The sequence below is a fragment of the Rhodococcus sp. ACS1 genome (genome assembly GCF_002300155.1).
GTDB lineage: Bacteria > Actinomycetota > Actinomycetes > Mycobacteriales > Mycobacteriaceae > Rhodococcus_F > Rhodococcus_F koreensis.
Genome location: NZ_NSDZ01000003.1, coordinates 367,380 through 388,739, shown reverse-complemented (window position 1 = coordinate 388,739; position 21,360 = coordinate 367,380). Strand labels below are relative to the sequence as shown.

Here is a 21,360-nt window from a genome sequence, read left to right as displayed (position 1 = left end):
CGCAGGAGGTGGGTGGTGGGCACGAGGGGCCGGTGGTCGCCGGTGCTCACATTCGGGGGGAGCCGTCGCGGATTGCCCGGTACCACTGCACGATCGCTTCGGTGGAACTGTCCACACTCTCGGCGACCCCGCCCCCACCGACTGCCCGGTGTAGTTGCAGGGCTTGATCCTTGCCGAGTTCGACGCCCCACTGGTCGAACGAATTGATGTTCGACAGCACACCTTCGGTGAAGACCTGGTGCTCGTAGAGCGCGATCAGCTGGCCGAGCACGCCGGGACTCAGCTCGGGGGCGAGAATCGTGGTCGACGGACGGTTCCCCGCCATCACCTTGTGGGGAATCAGGTCTTCGAGGATCCCGTCGGCGGCGAGATCCGCCGGGGTACGGCCGAATGCGAGCACTCTGCGCTGGGCGAGCAGGTTGCTGACCAGAACGTCGTGCATGCTGCCGCTGCCGTCGCTCAGCGGCAGGTCGGCGGCCGGTTCGGCGAATCCGAGGAAGTCGACCGGGACCAGGCGGGTGCCCTGGTGCAGGAGCTGGTAGAAGGCGTGCTGCCCATTGGTGCCGGGCTCACCCCACCAGATCGCCCCGGTGGAGACGTCGGTCGGCGTCCCGTTCAGCTGCACGGACTTGCCGTTCGATTCCATCGCGAGTTGCTGCAGATACGCGGGCAGGGCTGCGAGGTCGTTGGCGTAGGGCAGGACCGCCCGGGTCTCGGCGTCGAAGAAGTTCGCATACCAGAAACCCAGCAGAGCGAGCAGGACCGGTGCGTTCGACTCGAGCGTCGCCGTCACGAAATGCCGGTCCACGGTGTGCATGCCGGCGAGGAAGTCGCCGAACGCACCTCGTCCGATCGCGAGCATCACCGGCAGGCCGATCGCCGAGCCGATCGAGTAGCGGCCACCGACCCAGTCCCAGAACTCGAACATGTTGGCCGGGTCGATGCCGAACTCGGCCACCTTCGCCGCGTTGGTGGACACGGCCACGAAATGCCGGTCGACCGCGTCCTCCCCGAGCGCGCCGATGACCCAGGACCGGGCCGCGGTGGCGTTGGTGAGGGTCTCGATCGTCGTGAAGGTCTTCGACGCGACGACGAACAGGGTGGTCGCCGGATCGAGGCCGTCGAGGGCAGCCAGCAGGTCTGCCGGATCGACGTTGGAGACGAACCGCACCGACAGATCGGGGTGGGAGTAAGGGCGCAGCGCCTGGCACACCATCCGCGGGCCGAGGTCGGATCCGCCGATCCCGATGTTGACGACGGTGGTGATGCGCCGGCCGGTGGCTCCCCGCCACCGGCCGCTGCGCACCCGGTCGGTGAAGGTGGCCATCCGGTCCAGCACTCGATGCACGTCGGCGACGACGTCGCGCCCATCCACAGACAGTTCCGCAGATGCGGGCAGCCGCAACGCGGTGTGCAGGGCGGGCCGGTTCTCCGTGGTGTTGACCGGGTCTCCGCGGAGCATGCAGTCGCGGTGGTCCTCGAGACCGGCGGCACGGGCCAGCGCGACGAGCAGCGGCAGCGTGTCGCGGTCGATGCGGCTCATGCTGTAGTCGATGAACAGATCACCGGCGGTGACCGTCAGATCCCTGCCGCGCCGGGGGTCGGCGCCGAACAATTCCCTCAGATGCACCGAGGCGATCTCACCGTAGTGGTCCTGCAGGCGCTGCCATTCGAGAAACGCTGTGATGCTCGGTGATACGGACGTCGCGGTCACGGGTTACGCGACCTCGACAGGCTCGGCGCTGCGGACGGCGTGCCCTCCGAACTGCCGGCGCAGCGCGGAGACCGCCTTCATCGCCGGGGAGTCGTCCTGACGGGACGCGAACCGGGCGAACAGTGCCGCGGAGATCACGGGGGCGGGGACGGCGTGGGCGATCGCTTCCTCGACCGTCCACCGGCCTTCACCCGAGTCCTCGGTGTACCCGGAGATCGAGCCCAGCCCCGGGTCTTCGGACAGGGCTTGGACGAGGAGGTCCAGCAGCCAGGAGCGCACCACGGTGCCCTGCGACCAGGCCCGCAGCACCGCCGGGACGTCCGCGATGGACTCCTCGGCCGCGAGGAGTTCGTAGCCTTCGGCGTACGCCTGCATGAGCCCGTATTCGATCCCGTTGTGCACCATCTTCGCGTAGTGCCCGGCTCCGATGCCGCCGGCATGGACGAAAGAGTCCGCACGGTCCCCTTCGGGACGGAGGGCGTCGAAAATCGGTAGCAGCCGGGCGATGTCGTCTTCGTGGCCACCGGCCATGAGCGCGTACCCGTTCTGACGTCCCCAGACGCCGCCGGAGACTCCGCAGTCGACGTAGCGGACGTCGTGTTCGGCGAGCAGGGCTGCGTTCACCTTGTCGTCGGTGAACCGGGAGTTGCCGCCGTCGACGACCACGTCGCCGGGGGCGAGGAGCCGGGAGAGTTGCTCGATCACCTGGCGGGTGGGCGCGCCGGCGGGCACCATCACCCACACCGCCCGCGGTGCGGGAAGGGCCTCGACGAGGGCCTCGAGGCTGCGGACGTCGCTGACATCGGGATTCGGATCGTAGCCGACGACGTCGTGCCCCTTCTCACGCAGACGTTCGCGCATGTTCGATCCCATCCGACCGAGCCCTACCACACCGAGTTTCATCGTGACCGTTTCACTTTCGCCGTCGATCCGTCGAGTACCTGCTCTATGTGTAGTGCCGCGCGACGCCTGGTTCACCTGACCGGATGGGGAGCCGCTACTGGTCACCCGGCCAAGTGCTTTCTCCGCTCGCCGCTCCGACACTGATAGCCGACGCATTGTCCGAATGCGCCTGTCGAGGAGCGAATGTACGGAGTGCAGCAGAAGTGATCGTGTCTGAAGTGCAGCAGAGCGTCCCGCTCACAAGCGAGGCCGGTGGCCGCGTCGGCGGGGAACTGGTGATCGGTGACATCGGCCCGGTGGCCGACTTGTCTTCGCTGGTGATCTTCGGCATCACCGGTGATCTGGCCCGCAAGAAACTGGTTCCCGCAATCTACGATCTCGCTCATTGTGGTCAGCTACCCGCGGGGTTCGATCTCGTCGGATTCGCCCGCGACGCCGCGAACAGCGAGCCGGTGTTGCGGGAGTCGGTGATCGCTCATGCCCGGCGGCCGTTCGACCCCGCGGTCTGGCAGGCCCTGACGCAGCGCATCCACCTGGTCGAGGGGTCGTTCGACGATCCGGGCGGGTTCACGCAGCTGGCTTCACTGTTGGCCGTCCTCGATCAGCGCCGCGGCAAGCCGGACAATTACGTCTTCTACCTGTCGGTCCCGCCCTCCGCTTTCGCCACCGTGTGCGGCCGGCTCGCGGTCGTCGGGTTGAATCGGCCCGCACGCGGGTGGCGACGGGTGGTGGTCGAGAAGCCGTTCGGTCACGACCTGCCGAGCTCCCGGGCGCTCGAGGTCGCACTGGCACAATATTTTCCACCGTCGTCGATCTACCGGATCGACCACTATCTGGGCAAGGAAACGGTACAGAACATCCTCGCGCTGCGGTTCGCGAACGGGATGTTCGAACCGCTGTGGAACAACCGGCACATCGACCACGTGCAGATCACGATGGCCGAGAGTGTCGGGGTGACCGGACGGGCCGGGTATTACGACGGCGTCGGCGCCGCCCGCGACGTCATCCAGAACCACCTGCTCCAGTTGCTGGCGCTGATCGCCATGGAGGAACCCGTCGGCTTCGACGCCGACAGCATCGCCGCCGAGAAGGTCAAGATCCTCTCCGCCACCGAACTACTCGGACCCCTGGATCAGACGTCGGCCCGCGGCCAGTACGGGGCCGGCATCGACGACGACGTTCGGCTGCCCGGTCTGACGGAGGAGGACGGGTTCCCTGCCGACTCGTCGACCGAGACCTTCGCCGCCCTGACCGTCGGGATCACCACTCGCCGCTGGGCGGGAGTGCCGTTCTACATCCGCACCGGAAAACGGCTGGCGCGCCGGACCACCGAGATCGCGGTCACGTTCACGCCACCCGCTCACGGGTCGCCCGCGGCCCGCGCCGCCGGGGTCTCGAACGTCCTCGTCTTCCGCGTCCAACCCGACGACGGGATCGAATTGCACATCGGCGCCAAGCGCCCGGGGGGTGGCATGCAGATCCAGCCGGTGAGCTTGGGCATGGACTTCCGGTCGGTGTTCGACCCGGCGCCGGAGGCGTACGAGCGGCTGATCGGTGACGTCCTCCGCGGGGACGGGACACTGTTCCCCCGCCGCGCGGAAGTCGAGCACTCCTGGCGGATCATCGACCCCCTCCTACAGCACTGGGCCACGGCCGGCCGGCCGGACACCTACCCGGCAGGCACCTCGGGCCCCGCGTCCGCCGACGACATCCTGAGCCGCTCCGGCCGGGTGTGGCGCACGCTCTAGTTTCAGCCCCACGTGAGTGCCAAAGTGTGCCCCGGCACGCTTTGCCGCTCACCTGTCCCCCGCAGTTCCCGGACACGCGAAATACCCTGAGCAGCGATCCTGCTCAGGGTATTTCGGGTGCCGGAAGACTACTTGGCGAGTGCGTCCTTGAGGGCCTTCGCTGCAGCGGCCGGGTCGGCGGCGCTGTAGATGGCGCCACCGGCGACGGCGACGTCCGCACCGGAATCGCGGACGGCCGTGATGGTGTCGACCTTGACGCCACCGGCGATCGAGAACGGGACGCCGGCGATCTTGCCGTCGTCGAGCAGGGTCTGGATCGAGTACCCGGGCTGGGCCTGCTCGTCGAGGCCGGCGTGGATCTCGACGAACGCGACACCGAGCTTGGCGATCTCGCGGGCCCGCTCGACACGGTTCTCGACACCGATCAGGTCGGCGACGACCTTCTTGCCGTGCTTCTGACCGGCCTCGACGGCACCCTTGATGGTGGCGTCACCGGCGGCACCGAGGACGGTGACCAGGTCGGCGCCGGCCGCGAACGCGAGGTCGGCCTCGAGGAAACCGGCGTCGGCGGTCTTGAGGTCCGCGAAGACCTCCTTGTCGGGGTGCGCAGCCTTCACAGCGCTGATCACACCGAGGCCGGCGCTCTTGATCAGCGGCGTGCCCAACTCGATGATGTCGACGTAGGGGGCCACCTTGTTGGTCAGCGCCAGCGCGTCCGCGGTGGTGAGAAGGTCGACTGCTACCTGCAGCTTCGTCATGTATTTCTCCTGTTTCTTGGGGGGTTCAGGGGTGGTGCTAATTCAGCCGATGTTGGCGTGGCGTTCCCACAGCCGTTCGGCGGTCTGGTCCGCGTGCGACCACAGCGCCTGGAACAGCGCGTCGAAGGCGAGGAGGACGGACTGCTCGAACAGGCTGCCCGCGTACTGCGCGGTGATGGCGGCGCTGTGGTCCTGCTTGTCGGCCGCCGGGAGCACCAGGATCTCGTCGGCCCGCAGCGCGAGCGGCGACTCGGCGGCGGTGGTGACCGCGACGACGGAGGCGCCGACCTTCCGGGCGGTGTCGGCGGCCCCGATCACCGAGGCGGTGGTCCCGGACCCCGACACCGCGATCAGGACGTCGCCCGATCCGACGGCGGGGGCGGTGACCTCACCGGCCACGTGGACGCGCAGGCCGAGGTGCATCAGGCGCATCGCGGCCATCTGCACGGCCAGGCCGCTGCGTCCGTTGCCGATCACGAACACCGCGCGGGCGGAGGTGATCAACGCGCCGGCACGGTCCCACTGTTCGGCGGCAACGGAATTGAGCAGCCGTTCGTTCTCGTCCAGCACGATGCGGCGCCCATCGTCGAACCGTGTTCGAGTGTCTTCGATGGTGACGGTCATGATCCTCCTCGGTATAGCGGGTCCGGTCGTGGAGACAAGATTGCCGAGCCCGCACCCCGACGGCACCCGGTCGCTCGACGAGTGGGCGCTGGCCGGATGGCCAGTGCCGCCGCACACCGATCGGCCCTACGGTGGATGCCGTGGTAAGCGTCGAGGACACCGATCGGAAGCAAGCGCAGTCGTGGGCGGACATGCGCGCCGTGATCGCGGGCCCGCTGCCGGACATCGCGGCGCGTTTCTCCCGGTATCTGACCTCACTGTGGTCGCATGACGCGCTCGTGATCTTCACGTGTGAATGCACCGGGCGACCACGGAAGGTCGCCGGGAACCGGGAGATCGTCGACCGCGTCACCATCGACGAACTCGACGCCCTGAAGAAGTCGGCCGACCTCGGCACGGTTTTCGACGGGGTCCAGATTCTCGGAGGGGCCCGGCGCCCGCTCTGGGTGGTGCGCGATGCCACCGACACCCTGCTGGTCGTCGTACCCAAGCGGGTCCAACCCGAGCCGCCCGACCCGGACCTGATCGTGGCGCTGTTCGGGATCGTCGCCACCTCGATCCGTCAGCAGGTCGCCCAGGCCAGCCCCGACTACCTCGCCGAGTCCCGCGCCGCGTCCAGTGAACGGGCCCGCACCATAGCCGAACTCACCGAGATTCACGACGCCACCCTGTCCTCGATCCTGGGGACACTGCGATCGAACGACCTCGACGATCGCCGCTCCCGCATCACCGCCAGCGAGACGGCGTCGGCGGCGTTGATCGCGCTGCGATCGGCGGGCGATGCCGACCGCGCCCTCTCCGAGGAGGCGGTCACCACCGCGTTCGCCCGGCTACAGGGAGAAGTACGTCCGCTGCTGCGGCATTGCGAGGTCGAGATCGACTACGTCGAACCCCCGGCGGACGGGCGACCGCTTCCGGGCGAGATCGCGCATGCGGCCAGGGCGATGGTCCGCACCATCGTCCTGGCGTTCGGGGCGCAACCGGTGCTGGCCCGGCTGCGGGTCGCGTGGGACTGCGACGGCGACAACGTGCTGCTCGAGGTCCGAGATCAGGGCTCCGGAGCGATCGACGGCAGCGCCCTCACCCGGCAACTGGCCGGGCGGCTGCACACCCTGCGCGGGCGCGTCGACATCGAAAGCATCGCCGGGTGGGGTAGCCGGGTGTCGCTCGTGATTCCGCTGGATCCCCCGGCCGCACGCCCGGACGAGCACCTGTTGTCCACCCTCAATCCCCGGGAACTCGAGGTCCTCGCGCATCTGACGGTCGGCAAACGCAACAAGGCCATCGCCTCGGAACTGGGCATCAGCGAGAGCACGGTCAAGTTCCACGTCGCCAGCGTGCTGCAGAAACTCGACGTCACCAACCGCGGCGAAGCCGGTGCGATCGGAATTCGCGCGGGCATTTCGCCCGACGCAGCTATGGTCACCGGCGCGCGACGGTAGCGGGAGGCGCTCCCACCTCGGGATCGGAAAATCCGGATCGGCGGTCGTCCGTCTCGGGTCGCCGCGCGGGTTGGCGGACTATCCTGGGGGAAGCGTGTCAGAGGTGGTGCAAGCCTATGGCGGATGATCGGTGGGCCACGCAGCGCGAGCCGGATATCGCGGTGGAACTGTCCGCCGCCGGCTTCGACGACGCCGTGGAGATCGGACGGGGCGGGTTCGGGGTCGTCTATCGCTGTGTGCAGGAAGATCTCGACCGCACCGTTGCCGTCAAGGTCCTCACCACCGACCTCGATCGCGAGAATCTCGCCCGCTTCGTGCGCGAGCAACGCGCGATGGGCCGCATGTCCGGGCACCCCAATATCGTCGATCTGTATCAGGTGGGCATCACCCGGAGTGACCGCCCCTTCCTGGTGATGCCGTATCACGAACACGGATCCCTGGACGCACAGATTCGCACGACGGGTCCGATCGGGTGGGAATCGACCGTTCGGCTCGGGGTGAAGATCGCGGGCGCACTCGAGACCGCTCACCGTGCGGGCACGTTGCACCGGGACGTCAAACCGGCGAACATCCTGCTGACCGAATACAACGAACCGCAACTGACCGATTTCGGTATCGCCCGGGTGTCCGGTGGCTTCGAGACCGCCGCCGGGTCGATCACGGGTTCCCCGGCATTCACCGCGCCCGAGGTGCTCGAGGGCCGCCCGCCCACCGTCGCCTCCGACGTGTACAGCCTCGGAGCAACACTGTTCTGCGCACTCACCGGACATGCCGCGTTCGAACGCCGCAGCGGTGAACAGGTCGTCGCCCAGTTCCTCCGGATCTCCTCGCAGCCGGTCCCGGACCTGCGCGACACCGGCATCCCGAACGACGTGTGCGGAGCACTGGAACGGGCGATGGCCCGGTCCGTGGAGAAACGTCCCGGCAGCGCCGCCGAATTCGGCGACCAACTACGCGTCACCGAACGCACACACGGGATGGCAGTCGACCACATGCATGTGCCCGCCCAGAGAACCCCGCGACAGCCACCCGGCAAGAACGCCGAGGCCACCGAGGCCGCGCCACCGCTCGCACCGAAGCCGACACCGCGTCCCTACCCGGTGCAGACGCCACGGACGCCACCGGTCCCGCTGACCAAGTTCCGGCCGCCCACGACCACCCGGAAACTGGTGCGGCGTCACCGCCTGCTCGACGAACTCCGGGCGAGCCGGGGCTGCCGGCTGACCCTGGTCCACGGTCCCGCCGGGTTCGGCAAGAGCAGTCTGGTCGCGCAGTGGCGGGACGAACTCGTCGCCGCCGCAGTCACTGTCGCGTGGCTGACGGTGGACTCGGACGACGATAATGCGGTGTGGTTTCTCTCGCACCTGATCGAAGCGATCCGGCGGGTGCGGGCGGAAGTGGTCGGCGATCTCGGGCAGGCACTCGAGGAGCAGGGGCAGTCGGTCGAGCGATTCGTGCTCACCTCGCTGATCAATCGACTGCACGAGAGCGGGGATCCACTTGTCGTCGTGATCGACGACTGGCATCGGGTCACCGCGCCGACATCGATCGCGGTGATGGAATTCCTCCTCGACCACGGCTGCCACCACCTGCAGATCATCGTGGCCAGCCGCAGCCGGTCCGGACTGCCGTTGAGTCGCATGCGCGTGCACGACGAACTCAAGGAAATCAATTCCACAGCACTGGGATTCGACTTCGCCGAATCCAGGGACTTCTTTGCCGAACGAATGCAGACACCCCTGACCGACTCCGACGTCGAGGAGCTCCGAGCCTCGACCGACGGATGGATCGCGGCGCTCCAATTGGCGTCGCTGTCCCTGCGGGAATCCGGCGGCCCGGACACTCTGCTCGAACGGTTCCGCGCCGGAACCGACACCCTGGGTGAGTATCTCGCGGAGAACGTCCTCGACGCACTCGAACCCGACCTCCTCGATTTCGTTCTCGCAACCGCAGTTCCGGAACGGGTGTGCGGCGAATTGGCGTCGGCCCTCGCCGACGTCCCCGACGGCGCAGCGCGGCTCGAGCAGGTCGTCGCCCGCGATCTGTTCCTCGGCCGGGCGGCCGAGGACCGTAGGTGGTACCGCTATCACCACCTCTTCGCTCAGATCCTGCGCCAGCGTCTCGAGCGCGATCACCCCGACCGGATCGCGGCGCTGCACCGGCGAGCGGCCTCCTGGTTCCGGGAACGGCACCTCCTCGGAGAGGCCCTCCACCACACACTCGCGACCGGTGACCGAACCGCCGCGGTCCGGCTCCTCGAAGACGACAGCCTGTATCTCCTCGACCGGTCGCAGATGTCGACGCTGCTCGGCCTGATCGACAAGCTGCCCGCCGATTGGGTGCTGTCCAGTCCCCGATTGCAGCTGACGATCGGGTGGGCGAACACCGAGCTGCAACGGCTCGACGTCGCAGCGAACGCACGGCGCCGCACGCTGGAGCTACTCGACACTCTCGACCTTCCCGACGACGAGCGCGCCCAGCTCCAGGTGGAAGCCAACGTCCTGCAGGCCGATATCAGGATCACCGCCGATCATGCGGCGGGTGTCAAAGACCTTGTCGCCGAATGCCTGACCCACGCCCACGACCATCATCCGTTCGTGGTGTCGTTGGCGGCACTGATCGCCACCATCGTCGACACGTACGAGTTCCATTTCGACGAGGCGTACGACAGGCAGACGTGGGCTGCCCCGTACCACCGGAAGACCACCGGGCCCTACTCCGTGGCGTACGGGTACTGTTTCGCCGGCATGGCGAGGGCGGAGCAGCTCGATATCGCCGGGGCGAGCGAGCTGTATCACCGGGCGTTCGATCTCGTGCGGGAGGCCGGCAACACCCAATCCCAGCACGCGCGACTCACCCGTGCGCTGCTCGCCGAGGAACTCTATCTGCAGGACAGGATCGAGGAGGCGGCCGAGCTACTCGGCGAGACCTCCGACGCCGCGTCACTGGGTGGTGCGTCCGATTTCATGATTCGCCATTACTGCCTGGGCGCACGGATCAGATCGGTACGCGGCGACCACACAGGCGCGGGATCCCTACTCGACGAAGGCATCCGCACCGCGCACATCCTGTCCCTCCCTCGACTGCGGGCAGCGGTGGACGGTGAACGGGTGCGGCTGGGATTGCCGCCTCGGCCCCGTTTCGTCCCGGTCACCCGCGGAACGCGCCGGGAACCGGTGGACGGCATCGAACGCGTCACCGCCGAACTGGAGGACGAGGCCGCAATCCTGCTGCTCGTCCGCAGTGGCGACGCCGAACAGATCCGCATCGCCTGCGAGTGGGCCGGCGACTGGTTGCGTGCCCTCGATGGAACCGAACGCGCCATGGCGCGACTTCACGCCGGCCGGCTGCTCGCCACGTGCCTGTGGGCGGCCGGGCGGGCGGATGATGCCCACGAGGCGCTACTGCCCGTCGTTGCGCACTGTGCCCGGCACGGCCTGATCCGCTTCCTCCCCGACGGCGGACCGGAGACGGTCACCGCGCTCCGATCCCTCCGTGAACGACTGAGTACGGTTGGTGTGGAAGAGCATCCGGAGATCACACCGAGTTTCGTCGACAGAGTACTCGGCTCGTTCGGCTGACGGAGCGCATCACGGGTCGGCGGTGAGGCGCGGAATCGGGTTCAGTCGGCCGCCGACGCAACCAGATAGCTCGGCGGCGCGATTCCGTCCAGCGCCAGCGCGACCGCGGCCCGGGCGGCCACGGGCCCCACCAGGTTGCCGGTTCCGTTGTACCCTCCGACCGCGAAGACGCCGGGCCGCACCTCGCAGCACAGGGGGCGACCGTCGGGAGTGAAGCCGACGGACGCCGCCCATCTCCGCGTCACCGACACCGGCCGCCCGGCCATCCGTTCGGCCACCCTCTCGATGTGGGACTGCACCGGTCGGGTCGGCTCAGTGTCGGACGTCCACTCCGCGTCGGCGAACAGGTCGCGGCCACCGCCGACCAGCAATCGGCCGTCGGCGGATTGCTGCGCGTAGTCGTAGCCCCACCGCCCGTACACCGGGCACGGCAGCCGCGGCGGCAGTCCGGGTGCGGTGCCGAGCATCTGCAGTCGCGCGGTGCGGACTCGGCCGGCCAGCTCCGGAAGTACCTGCTCGAGTCTCCCGTCCACGGCGACCAGAATCACCGGTGCGCTCACCGTGCCGTGCCCGGTGTGCACGACTCCGGGCTCGAGCGAGGTGACCGGCGAATTCTCGTACAGACTGGCCGAATTGCGCAGTATCGACGCGAGACCCAATGCTCGGCGCGACGGATTCGTCGCCGCGTCGTCGGGCAGGAATATCCCCTGCCCCAGCTCCCCGTCGTAGGGTTCGACGGCTATCGCATTGTCCCGCAGTGCCTGTGCGAGCGCGTGACAATCCTCCAGTTCTGCTGCCCGCTCGGCGGCTTCGGCGTCGCCGACGGGATCGCCGGGAAGTCCGGCCAGCCGAATCGACCCGGTTCGCGCGATCACATCCGTACCCAGCATGTCGGCGAGGTGGCCGAGTTCGGCGAGCGTCGCCCGGTACAGGTCCACCGACACCGCACCCCACGCGGCGACCGACGAATGCAGGAACGCCGCCGGACCACCCAGCAGGAATCCGCCGTTCCGTCCGGCCGCGCCCGAGGCAACGCGACCCGAATCGAGGCCGACGACGGTGAGCCCGCGGGCTGTCAGTTCCTCGACAGCGGCGAGACCGGAACCGCCGAGTCCGACGACGCACGCATCCGCGGTCAGGCGTGATTCCAACCGCGGCAACCCCGACCATGCCGCCACTACCGGGTCGTCATCCCACGCGCACCGTGAATCCATGACGGACACGGCAGCTTTCAGTCGGTGAGGTCGAGGGCGGCGCGGACGATGCTGTCAGTGTCGATGCCGTGGTAGCGGTAGACGTCGTCGAGGGACCCGACCTGCCCGAATTTGCTGACCCCGAGCGCGGCACCGGGCACGTTGTTGATGCCGGTCAGGAACGCGAGGGTGTGCGGGTGCCCGTCCAGGACGGTCACCATGGGTGCCGCCCGGTCGGCGGGGAACACCTGGTCGAGGATCCACGAGGGACCGTCGGCGAGTCCGCGGCGGGCCTGGACCGCCTCGAACAGCAGTCCGGGGCTGGTCACACACACCACATCCGCGGCAATCCCCTGCTCGGCCAACCGGTCTGCGGCGGTGAGGGTTTCGGTGATCATCGCACCGACCCCGACCAACGTCACCACCGGCTTGTCGGTGTGCCGCAGCGTGTAGGCGCCGGCGACGACCTGCCGGCGGCGGCGTTCCCGGGCCGCGGGGTCGGAGGGCACGGCGGCGAGGGTCTGATCGACCGGGCGGGTCGACAGGCGCAGGTACGACGAGGAACCGTCCGGCCGTCCCAGCCGGGAGATGCTGTCGAGCAGGGTCCATTCGACGTCGATCGCGAACGCCGGCTCGAAACTCACACACCCGGGCTGCTCCAGCCCGATCGACGGCGTCTTGATCGACTGGTGCGCCCCACCCTCCGCGGCAAGGGTGACGCCGGAGGGAGTGCCGACCAGGATCGACTGCCCGCCCGCGTAGATCCCGTACGACCACGGCTCGAGGGCACGTTCGACGAACGGGTCGTACATCACCCCGATCGGGAACAGCGGCTGACCCCACCGACTCCAGGTGGCTCCGAGCTCCCCCATCAACCCGACCAGGTTGGTTTCGGCGATCCCCAGTTCCATGTGCTGCCCGGTGGGCTTTTCCCGCCAGTGCATGATCGTCTCGGCGTCGTCGTCGAACCAGTTGCGGCGCTCGTTCGGCGACCACACCCCGACCTTGTTCAACCAGCCCGCCAGATTCGTCGTCGACGAGACGTCCGGGCTGACCGTGACCACCCGCTTCGCCGCGTCCGGGGCCTGACGCGACAGATCCAGCAACGCCCGCCCGAGCGCTGCCTGGGTCGTGGACGTCCCGGACGGGGTGCGCCCGATGTCGGCGGGGACGGCGGGCGGTGTGGCGAGTTCGACCTTCTTGCGCGTCAACGTCTCCGCGGTGGCCGCGCACACCCGGCCCGCGGTGCTGTCCGCGGCGAACCGTGCCCACGGATCGTTCGGATCCATCCCCAGTTCGGTGGCCAGCTGTTGGTACTGCTCCACCGTCAGCAACGACGAATGATTCTGCGGGTGCCCCTGCGTGGGCAGGCCGCGGCCCTTGATGGTGTAGGCGATGATCACCGTGGGCCGGGTGTCGTCGATCTGCGCATAGGCGGCGCGGAGGGCGTCGAGGTCGTGGCCGCCGAGGTTGCGGATCGCCCGCAGCAGGGTGCCGTCGTCCAACTCGGCGATCAGCGAGGCGATCGCGGCGGCGTCGGGGCCGTCGCCGGGCAAACGACGACGCAGTTCCTCGGCGTCGCAGCGCAGCAGCCGCTGGTATTCGGGGTTGGGCATGTCCAGGATCCGGGTGCGTAGCGCCGGACCACCGGCCCGGGTGAACAGTGACTCGAGCAGGGTCCCGAATTTGACGGTGATCACCTGCCACCCGGCGGCGGAGAACATCGCCTCGAGCCGGCCGGCGGCGATGTTCGGGACCACCCGGTCCAGGGACTGCCGGTTCAAATCGACGATCCACACGATCTCCCCGAGCTCGGACACCGAAGTGTCCAGGATCGCCTCCCACACCGCGCCCTCGTCCAGTTCGGCATCCCCGACCAGTGAGTACTGTCGTCCCGTCCCGGCACCGCCGATGGTGGTGTCGACGTAGCGTCGGGCGATGGCACCCCAGATCGGGGCCGTGGCACCGATCCCGACGGACCCGGTCGAATAGTCCACCGGATCCGGATCTTTCGCCCGACTGGGGTAGGACTGCAGGCCACCGAACTCCCGCAACGTCGTCAGATACTTCTCGTCCAACTCCCCCAGCAGGTAGTTGATGCCGTGCAGCACCGGCGAAGCATGCGGCTTCACCGACACCCGATCCCCCGGCCGCAACTGCTCGAACCACAACGACGTCATGATCGACACCATCGACGCACACGACGCCTGATGCCCACCCACCTTCAACCCCGTCGGATTCGGCCGAACCCGGTTGGCGTGATGGATCATCGACGTCGCCAACCACAACACCCGCTGCTCGATCTCCACGAGTGCTTCCGGAGTGCTCGAGCGCGGGGCGAGTTGGTTCGTGTGGGCATCGATCGTGCGGGCGTCGTTCATGGTTTCGTCCTTGCCTGTGAGTTCCGGGCACCGAATCCGATCCTCCTCGGCCCAGTTCGTGAGCGAGGCGGATCGGCGGTGACGGGCAGGCGGACCTGTGGGAACCGGCCTCACCGCATCTTCGAGGTCTCATGTGCAGATCTCTCACAACAGTCGACCATCGGAACGCACTTTGAGCAATACCGGTGACCAAAGTTAAGCATCCTGCGCATTCACAGAGCGGACGCCGCGGTCGACGGTTGGCAAAATGCCCAGCACGACCGCCGTCGCCACCGCCCGGCGCTACCCTGACCGGAAGGGCTGTTCACCGCGCACACCAACTCAGGGGGATCGATTTGACCACCACACCAGACCGCGTTCGCACGGCGTTCCCGGACATCAGTTCGCGTGCGTGGGAGCACCCCGCGGACCGGGCGGCGCTCGTCACCCTGCGCACGCTGAAGGGGTTCGACACCGTTTTCCGGACCATCTCGGGTCTGCTGCAGGAGCGCCAGCACCGGCTGATGTACCTGGCCACGTCGGTGCGCGTCGACGAACGGCAGTTCAGCGATCTCCACGACCTCCGCAGCGACTGCGTGCGGATCCTGGGTGCCGACGAGACACCTGAGCTGTTCGTGCTGCAGACCCCGGTGGTGAATGCCTTCACCATCGGCATGGACCGGCCGTTCATCGTGGTCACCACCGGGTTGCTCGACGTGATGAACTACGAAGAGCAGCGGTTCGTCATCGGTCACGAACTCGGTCACGCCCTGTCCGGGCACGCGGTGTATCGCACGATCCTCATGCACCTGATGCGGCTGGCCGGGACCATCGGCTGGATGCCCATCGGCGGGTGGGCGCTGCGGGCGATCATCGCCGCGCTCATGGAATGGCAGCGTAAGTCCGAACTGTCCGGCGACCGTGCCGGATTGCTGTGCGGTCAGGACGTCCACACCGCCCTCCGCGTGCAACTGAAGCTGGCCGGCGGTTCCCGGGTGAGTGAGATCGACACCGACGCCTTCCTGGCCCAGGCCGCGGAGTACGACGCCAGCGGTGACCTCCGCGACGGCGTCCTCAAGCTCCTCAACATCGAACTGCTCGCCCACCCGTTCTCGGTGCTGCGGGCCGCCGAGTTGAAGAAATGGGTGGACAGCGGCGCCTACGCGGCAATCCTGCGAGGAGAGTACCCACGCCGGCACGAGGACGACGACGCCAAGATCAGCGAAGAGTTCCGCAAGGCCGCGAAAACGTACAAGCAGAATTTCGACGCCTCCAACGACCCGCTGATCCGCATGCTCCGCGAGATCGGCAGCGGACTGGGCACCACCGTCGACGCCGTCGGCAATGGTGTCGGCGACGTCGCGGCGGACATCAAGGAACGCTTCACCCACTGGCGCCGGAACTCCGACGGCAAGAAGGATTCCGAGGGCACGCGGGATTCCGACGACAAGAGCGACGGCGACAACTGACCGGAAGCCGACGCTAGGCCGGGCACAGCAACGCGCGCCCGGCCTTCCCGTCAGTCGGCCATTGCCTCGGCCAGCTCCTCGACCTCCTGGATGACCGGTTCGGGCACCCGCACCGGTCCGGGGGTATAGGTGACCGACCGCAGTCGGCCGGTGAACCGGAACGTCCCGCGCCGTTCCCGCAGATCCCACACCACCGGTCCGCGGGCGTCGACGCCCACCGAGATCCCGGTCCACGGCGCCATGCCCACGAGCTGGAACTGGTCGTCGAGGGTGGCGACGTCGGTGGTCACCCCGGCCCCATCGGTGAGCGCGACGGTGAAGTTCCACCGGACGGATTCGGTGGCCTCGGCCCGCACCTGCACACCGACCACACCCTCGCCCAGGGGCGCCGACGTGTGTGCGACGCGGCCGTAACTGTTGACCGCGAACAAGATCCGCCCGTCCTCGACGTAGAGCACGTAACCGCCGTGCGGATCGCCGTGCGCGACGAGCACTCCCTCCTCGCCTGCGGCGATCTCATGGGTGGCGACGTCGATGGTGAAGTCGCGGTACTGGATCAGCACACTGGACCGATACCGTTCCAGCGTGGGTGTGCCCGCGAGGATCTTCACCGGTTCCGCGAGCCGGCGCTCGTCGGGCCGGCGCTGCACGGCCTTGCGATCGTTGAGGATCGGGAACACGGTGTTGTGCCAGGCCGCGCGATCCCATGCCTCGGCCAGTTCCCGCACCTTCCCGGGGAAGAGGTGTGCGACGTCCGTTGTCTCGGCGGGGTCGGATTCGACGTCGAACAGTTGCCACTGCGGATCGTCGACCCGGGTCGGATCCGTGTGCAGCGACAGCAGTTTCCAGCCGTCCCGGTAGAACCCGCGGTGACCGCCGAACTCGGCGTACTGCTCCGTGTGCGGGGTCGGCTGCGTGGCGTCGCGCAGGACGTCGGCGATGCTGACGCCGTCCCGCTCCTGCGCGGGAAGCCCGTTCCGATGGGTCGGCGTCTCGAGTCCGGCGAGGTCCAGGAGGGTCGGGGTGATGTCGGTGACGTACGAGTAGTGCTTGCGCAGCCCGGTGTCGCCGTCGGCGCGCCGGAGCCCGGCAGGCCAGGACAGCAGGAACGGCACCCGGACACCGCCGGCGAACGTCTGCCCCTTGTAGAACCGGAACGGCGTGTTCGAGGCCTGGCCCCAGCCGCGCGGGTAGTGGACGCCGATCTTCTCCGAGCCGATCAGTTCTTCGTCGTGCGGGACGTCGCGCACCCAGTCGGACGGCACCGGCCCGTGCACGAATTGACTGAAGTACGAACGGGTTCCCGCCGCACCGCCTTCGGCGGTGCCGCCGTTGTCGGAGGTGAACACGATGATGGTGTTGTCGGTTTCGCCGAGTTCGTCGAGGGTGTCGAGGACCCGGCCCACGCTCTGGTCGATGCTGTCGACCATGGCGGCGTAGACCTCCTGGTACCGGGCGAACCGCAACTGCTCCTCTTCGGTGAGCTCGTCCCACGGCGGGGCGTCGTAGCCGGGTTCGGTGTTCCGCTCGGCGATCGGCGTTCCGGGAGGGAAGAAACCGGACTCGACCTGGGCATCGAACCGGTTGCGTCGCACGGCGTCCCAGCCCTCGGTGTAGCGGCCTCGGTACTTCGCGAGGTCTTCGGGCTTGGCCTGGTGCGGCCCGTGCATGGCGATGTGCGAGAAGTACAGGAAGAACGGCTTGTCGGCGTCGTGTGCGCGCAGGCTCTTGATGCGGGCGACGGCCTTGTCGGTGATGTCGTCGGTGACGTAGTAGTCCGACGGGTACTCCTCGACGTCGACCACCGAATTGTCGGAGATCAACTCGTTCGGGTAGTAGAACGAATTCAGCCCTTCGAGCGACCCGTAGTAGCTGTCGAACCCGCGTTGCAGCGGCCAGGAGTCGCGGGTGCGCCCCGGCGCGAGGTTGGTGTCGCGCGCGAGATGCCACTTCCCCACCGCGTGCGTGGCGTACCCGTTCGCGCGGAGGATCTCGGCGAGGCTCAGCGCGTCGTCCGCCAGTTCCATCCGCAGCCCGGGGAAGCCGGGATCGAAGTTCGCGACGCTGCCGTACCCGGCGCGGTGCGGGTTCAGCCCGGTGAGCAGCGCAGCGCGGGCCGGTGAGCAGACCGAGGTGGTGTGATAATTCGACAGCCGGTAGCCGCTGTCGGCGAGCCGGTTGAGGTTGGGGGTGTCGATTTCGGAGCCGAACGGCCCGATGTCCGAATAGCCCATGTCGTCGATGAGGATCACCACGATGTTCGGCGCGCCGGCCGGGGCCTTCGTCTCCGGCTTCCACCACGGCGTCGACTCCGCGCTCGTCCGCCCGATGCGCCCGCCGAATCCGTCGTACCCTCGCGCGCCCGACGGGATCTGCTGCTGACCGTCGACACCACCGGTTCCGTTACTTCCCACTTCGGGCACGCGCGCAATCCCTTCACTCACGGAGAAAGGATTTCCCCGCACATGTGGGGGAATCGTACGGATGCTCACGACCCCGGCGAGTGGTTTGAATCACGAAGATTCCAAACCGCGTTCACCCGCTGTGACCTGCATCGCCCAAAACCGGTGGCAGAACGTGATCTGCGCAATGAAAGGGGCCACTTTTACACGCGCGTAAGAATTTCAGGACAGGATTTGCGGTGAACGTGCTCCTGCCCGCGTGTGATCGTCCAGAAAGCTGTACCACTGTGCTCCAGCTCATCTCGATACTCGGCCTCCTCCGACGTGCCGGCTCCACCGCATGGCCGTCGCTGCGCACCGCGTTGCTTCGCTTCGCGGGGTACCTGGTACCGATTGCGCAGACGGCGGTCACCGCGGGGGCGGCGTGGTGGGTGTCGGTCGAGGTGGCCGGTCACGAGCAGCCGTTGCTGGCCCCGCTGGCCGCGGTCGTGTGCCTGAGCGTCGCGCGTGGCGCCCGCAGCCGCCGCGCCGGTGAACTCATCGCCGGTGTCACCATCGGAACGATCGTGTCGGACGTCGTCGTGCGGTACATCGGCAACGGCCCGTGGCAGATCTGCCTCGTGGTGGCGGTGGCCATGTCTTTCGCGGTGCTCCTCGACGGTGGCTCGGTGATCGTGCTGCAGTCGGGTTCGTCGGCGGCGTTGGTCGCGGCGATGGCGTCCGCGACCGCCGCGCACCCGTTCGATCGGGTCGTCGATGCGTTGATCGGCGGTGCGCTGAGTCTGGTGGCGCTGTCCGTGTTGCCCACCGACCCCGTGCGACGGACGCGCCGGTGTGCCGCCGCGGTGCTGGACAGCGTCGCCGCGGCCCTCCGGCAGACGTCGAAGGGACTGGCCGCCGGCGATGTCTCCGCACTGGAGGACGCTCTCGCGCTTGCCCGTTCGACGCAGTCGACCATCGACAGCATGCGCGTCGAACTCCGTTCGGGCTCCGAGGTGGCGCGCATCTCGCCGATTCACTGGCGGGGACGTCGCCGCATCGGCCGGCTCGCGTCGATCGCGGACCCGATCGACAACGCCGCACGCAACACCCGGGTTCTGGTGCGGCGAGCCCTGATCGCCACGTACGACGGCGAGCGGGTGGACCCGCAGTTGGCGGACGCCGTCTCCGAACTGGCGCACCTCGCCGACCGGATGCGGCTCATGATCCTCGCGACTCCCGCGAAGAAGCCCAACGAAATCCAGCTCAGCGACGAACTCGAACGGTTCGCACGCGCACTGCCGCAGCAGGAGATCTCGGCCGGGTTCTCCGCGGCGGTCGTGTCCGCACAGGTCCGATCGATCGTGATCGACTTCTTCGAGGTGTGCGGCATCCCGCGCGCCGTCTGCCGGCCGATGCTGCCCCGCCCCGCCCAGTACGCGGAAGCCGCGTAGCCCCGTAGCTCAGGACAGGTCGAGCCGGCACTCGTCGGGCGCACGGGAGTTGTCGATGACGCAGAACCGGTTGCCCTCGGTGTCCGCCAGCACCACGAAGTCCGATTCCTCCGGGTACCGGTCCCACGGCACCCGCTGCGCGCCGAGACCGACGAGTCGTTCGATCTCGGCGGCCTGATCTTCGCTGTCGCGGGCGTGCAGGTCGAGGTGCAGTCGTGGTTCGGGTTCCGCGTCGTGTTCGCTCTGCTGGATCGCGAGCACCGGCCGGCCGTCGGGCCGGGTCAGGTTGGTGAAGCCGTTGTCGCCGACCGGCTGGCGCGCGGCCAATCCGAGTGCCTCGGTCCAGAACCTGACTGCGCGGTCGACGTCGCGTGCCCCGATCACAGTCGTTCCCAGGATGAGCATGATCCGAATTTATCCGCTGCGCCGGGCCGGGGTGGACGATGTGGGGTGTGGAATTTCAGGATGCGGTGTTGCGGCCCCTCGCCGGGCGGTTGTGCCTCGTCGACGGCGTCGTCGGCGTCACCCTCGGCGGCAGCCGCGCCCGCGGCACGCACACGGCGGAATCCGACTACGACCTCGGCGTCTACTACCGCGGGGCGCTCGACACCGACGGGTTGACCGCGCTCGCGCAGAAGTGGGCGGGCGCCGGGGCGTCGGCGACCCGCACCGGCGAATGGGGTCCGTGGGTCGACGGCGGGGCGTGGCTGTCGTACGACGGCCGGGCGGTGGACTGGCTGTACCGCGACCTCGACCGGGTGGCCTCGGTCTGGCAGGACTCGCAACGGGGGGTGTACGGGTTCCACGCCCAGACCGGTCACCCGTTCGGGTTCGCGGACTTCGCGTACGCCGGCGAACTCGCGTCGGCGGTGATCCTCGTCGATCCGTCCGGACAGCTCGCTGAGTTCCGAACCGCCATGCAGCACTACCCGGACGCGCTGCGCGACGCCCTGGTGCGGCGGGAGCTGTGGGAGGCGGAGTTCGTCACCGCGCTGGCCCGCAAGGCAATCCCGCGAGCCGACACCACGTACGTGGCGGGGTGCCTGTTCCGCGCAGTATGCCTGTGCGCCCACGCCCTGCACGCCCACGCCCGGCGCTGGCTCATCAGCGAGAAGGGCGCCGCAGCCGCCGCCGGCGCCCTGCCGAACGCACCGGCCGACTTCGGCGCTCGTGCTCACGCCGTCCTCGGCCGGCTCGGCACGACACCGGACGAACTGACTGCCGCTCTCACCCTGGCCGAACAGCTCGTCGCGGACACCCGCGACGCCTGCCCGCTCACCTGAGCACGCGCACCCTCAGCCGTCCGCCCCGAACCGCCCGCGGGCCTCGACCGGAATCAGCGGCTTCTCCGCCCGCGCCCTGATCTGCTGGACCGCCCACGTATTGCCGTCGGGATCGGCGAATCCGAAGAACGTTCCCCCGTCACGCTCGTCGAACACGGTGATCTCACTGACCTCGACATCTCGATCGAGCAACTCCTGGCGGGCAGCGGCGGCGTCGGCGACCACTAACTGCAGTCCCCTCATCGACCCCGGCGCCATCTCCGTGTGCGACGGGAGGTCGCCGATCACGATCGAACACCCCGAACCGGTCGGCGTCAGCTGAACGACGTGCATGTGCTCGTTGGTGGTGTCGTGATCGAGATGAAAACCGAGCTTGTCGCGGTAGAACGCGACGGAACGATCGATGTCACTGACGGGCAGAACGACCACTTCGAGTGTCCAGTCCATGAT

15 protein-coding genes are annotated in these 21,360 nt (G+C 68.3%); 6 read left to right on the top strand and 9 right to left on the bottom strand.

Features of this window, described 5'->3' with window-relative positions:
• Positions 1 to 46: 46 nt before the first annotated feature.
• Together pgi and gnd are read right to left on the bottom strand one after the other, a co-directional pair.
• A complete protein-coding gene (gene pgi / locus CJ179_RS12305) occupies positions 47 to 1,714 on the bottom strand; it encodes a glucose-6-phosphate isomerase (RefSeq protein WP_095861675.1) in 1,668 nt (555 codons plus the stop codon).
• A gap of 3 nt (positions 1,715 to 1,717) precedes the next feature.
• Positions 1,718 to 2,773 (bottom strand): phosphogluconate dehydrogenase (NAD(+)-dependent, decarboxylating), encoded by a 1,056-nt coding sequence (gene gnd / locus CJ179_RS12300; protein ID WP_095861713.1) that lies wholly within the window; start codon positions 2,771 to 2,773, stop codon positions 1,718 to 1,720.
• A gap of 47 nt (positions 2,774 to 2,820) precedes the next feature.
• Between gnd and zwf the strand changes: the two genes are divergently transcribed.
• On the top strand, positions 2,821 to 4,365 hold the full coding sequence (gene zwf, locus CJ179_RS12295) for a glucose-6-phosphate dehydrogenase (RefSeq protein ID WP_257015455.1): 1,545 nt from the start codon (positions 2,821 to 2,823) through the stop codon (positions 4,363 to 4,365).
• A 128-nt stretch (positions 4,366 to 4,493) separates the two neighbouring features.
• Here zwf and hxlA read toward each other — a convergent pair whose 3' ends face one another.
• Both hxlA and hxlB read right to left on the bottom strand, forming a co-directional pair.
• Entirely contained in the window at positions 4,494 to 5,123 is a 630-nt protein-coding gene (gene hxlA / locus CJ179_RS12290; RefSeq protein WP_095861673.1) for a 3-hexulose-6-phosphate synthase, read from the bottom strand.
• 42 nt (positions 5,124 to 5,165) lie between these two features.
• Positions 5,166 to 5,747, bottom strand: a complete 582-nt coding sequence (gene hxlB, locus CJ179_RS12285; protein WP_095861672.1) for a 6-phospho-3-hexuloisomerase — start codon at positions 5,745 to 5,747, stop codon at positions 5,166 to 5,168.
• Positions 5,748 to 5,938: 191 nt separating this feature from the next.
• On the opposite strand from hxlB, the gene CJ179_RS12280 reads away from it, so the two are divergent.
• Positions 5,939 to 7,189, top strand: a complete 1,251-nt coding sequence (locus CJ179_RS12280) for a LuxR C-terminal-related transcriptional regulator (protein WP_095861712.1) — start codon at positions 5,939 to 5,941, stop codon at positions 7,187 to 7,189.
• Between the two features lie 116 nt (positions 7,190 to 7,305).
• On the top strand, positions 7,306 to 10,770 hold the full coding sequence (locus tag CJ179_RS12275) for a serine/threonine-protein kinase (protein WP_095861671.1): 3,465 nt from the start codon (positions 7,306 to 7,308) through the stop codon (positions 10,768 to 10,770).
• A gap of 41 nt (positions 10,771 to 10,811) precedes the next feature.
• Here the strand turns inward: CJ179_RS12275 and CJ179_RS12270 are convergent, their stop codons facing one another.
• Positions 10,812 to 11,984, bottom strand: coding sequence for an FAD-binding oxidoreductase (locus CJ179_RS12270; RefSeq protein ID WP_095861670.1), 1,173 nt, complete (start codon positions 11,982 to 11,984; stop codon positions 10,812 to 10,814).
• Positions 11,985 to 12,001: 17 nt separating this feature from the next.
• Positions 12,002 to 14,458 carry a pyruvate dehydrogenase gene (locus CJ179_RS12265; RefSeq protein WP_095861669.1) on the bottom strand — a complete coding sequence of 819 codons (2,457 nt, stop codon included), beginning with the start codon at positions 14,456 to 14,458 and terminating at the stop codon, positions 12,002 to 12,004.
• A 221-nt stretch (positions 14,459 to 14,679) separates the two neighbouring features.
• Here CJ179_RS12265 and CJ179_RS12255 point away from each other — a divergent pair, with 221 nt between their 5' ends.
• Positions 14,680 to 15,792, top strand: a complete 1,113-nt coding sequence (locus CJ179_RS12255; RefSeq protein WP_095861668.1) for a M48 family metallopeptidase — start codon at positions 14,680 to 14,682, stop codon at positions 15,790 to 15,792.
• A 50-nt stretch (positions 15,793 to 15,842) separates the two neighbouring features.
• Here the strand turns inward: CJ179_RS12255 and CJ179_RS12250 are convergent, their stop codons facing one another.
• Positions 15,843 to 18,206 carry an arylsulfatase gene (locus CJ179_RS12250; RefSeq protein WP_373560138.1) on the bottom strand — a complete coding sequence of 788 codons (2,364 nt, stop codon included), beginning with the start codon at positions 18,204 to 18,206 and terminating at the stop codon, positions 15,843 to 15,845.
• Between the two features lie 275 nt (positions 18,207 to 18,481).
• Between CJ179_RS12250 and CJ179_RS12245 the strand changes: the two genes are divergently transcribed.
• The gene (locus tag CJ179_RS12245) at positions 18,482 to 19,627 is read left to right on the top strand and encodes an aromatic acid exporter family protein (RefSeq protein ID WP_095861666.1); all 1,146 of its coding nucleotides are present in this window, start codon (positions 18,482 to 18,484) and stop codon (positions 19,625 to 19,627) included.
• Positions 19,628 to 19,636: 9 nt separating this feature from the next.
• On the opposite strand, the gene CJ179_RS12240 is transcribed toward CJ179_RS12245, so the two are convergent.
• Complete coding sequence (locus CJ179_RS12240) at positions 19,637 to 20,032, bottom strand: VOC family protein (RefSeq protein WP_095861665.1); 396 nt, start codon at positions 20,030 to 20,032, stop codon at positions 19,637 to 19,639.
• A gap of 38 nt (positions 20,033 to 20,070) precedes the next feature.
• Here CJ179_RS12240 and CJ179_RS12235 point away from each other — a divergent pair, with 38 nt between their 5' ends.
• Positions 20,071 to 20,910 (top strand): nucleotidyltransferase domain-containing protein, encoded by an 840-nt coding sequence (locus CJ179_RS12235; protein ID WP_095861664.1) that lies wholly within the window; start codon positions 20,071 to 20,073, stop codon positions 20,908 to 20,910.
• A gap of 12 nt (positions 20,911 to 20,922) precedes the next feature.
• Here the strand turns inward: CJ179_RS12235 and CJ179_RS12230 are convergent, their stop codons facing one another.
• Positions 20,923 to 21,357: a VOC family protein gene (locus CJ179_RS12230; RefSeq protein WP_095861663.1), complete on the bottom strand. Its 435-nt coding sequence runs from the start codon at positions 21,355 to 21,357 to the stop codon at positions 20,923 to 20,925.
• Between the last annotated feature and the right edge of the window lie 3 nt (positions 21,358 to 21,360).

Excerpts from the sequence above, each read along its gene's own strand:
- gnd (WP_095861713.1), bottom strand. The coding sequence starts at position 2,773 with ATGCGTCGGCTATCAGTGTCGGAGCGGCGAGCGGAGAAAGCACTTGGC.
- hxlA (WP_095861673.1), bottom strand. The coding sequence starts at position 5,123 with ATGACGAAGCTGCAGGTAGCAGTCGACCTTCTCACCACCGCGGACGCG.
- hxlB (WP_095861672.1), bottom strand. The coding sequence starts at position 5,747 with ATGACCGTCACCATCGAAGACACTCGAACACGGTTCGACGATGGGCGC.
- CJ179_RS12280 (WP_095861712.1), top strand. The coding sequence starts at position 5,939 with ATGCGCGCCGTGATCGCGGGCCCGCTGCCGGACATCGCGGCGCGTTTC.
- CJ179_RS12275 (WP_095861671.1), top strand. The coding sequence starts at position 7,306 with ATGGCGGATGATCGGTGGGCCACGCAGCGCGAGCCGGATATCGCGGTG.
- CJ179_RS12270 (WP_095861670.1), bottom strand. The coding sequence starts at position 11,984 with ATGGATTCACGGTGCGCGTGGGATGACGACCCGGTAGTGGCGGCATGG.
- CJ179_RS12240 (WP_095861665.1), bottom strand. The coding sequence starts at position 20,032 with ATGCTCATCCTGGGAACGACTGTGATCGGGGCACGCGACGTCGACCGC.
- CJ179_RS12235 (WP_095861664.1), top strand. The coding sequence starts at position 20,071 with ATGTGGGGTGTGGAATTTCAGGATGCGGTGTTGCGGCCCCTCGCCGGG.
- CJ179_RS12230 (WP_095861663.1), bottom strand. The coding sequence starts at position 21,357 with ATGGACTGGACACTCGAAGTGGTCGTTCTGCCCGTCAGTGACATCGAT.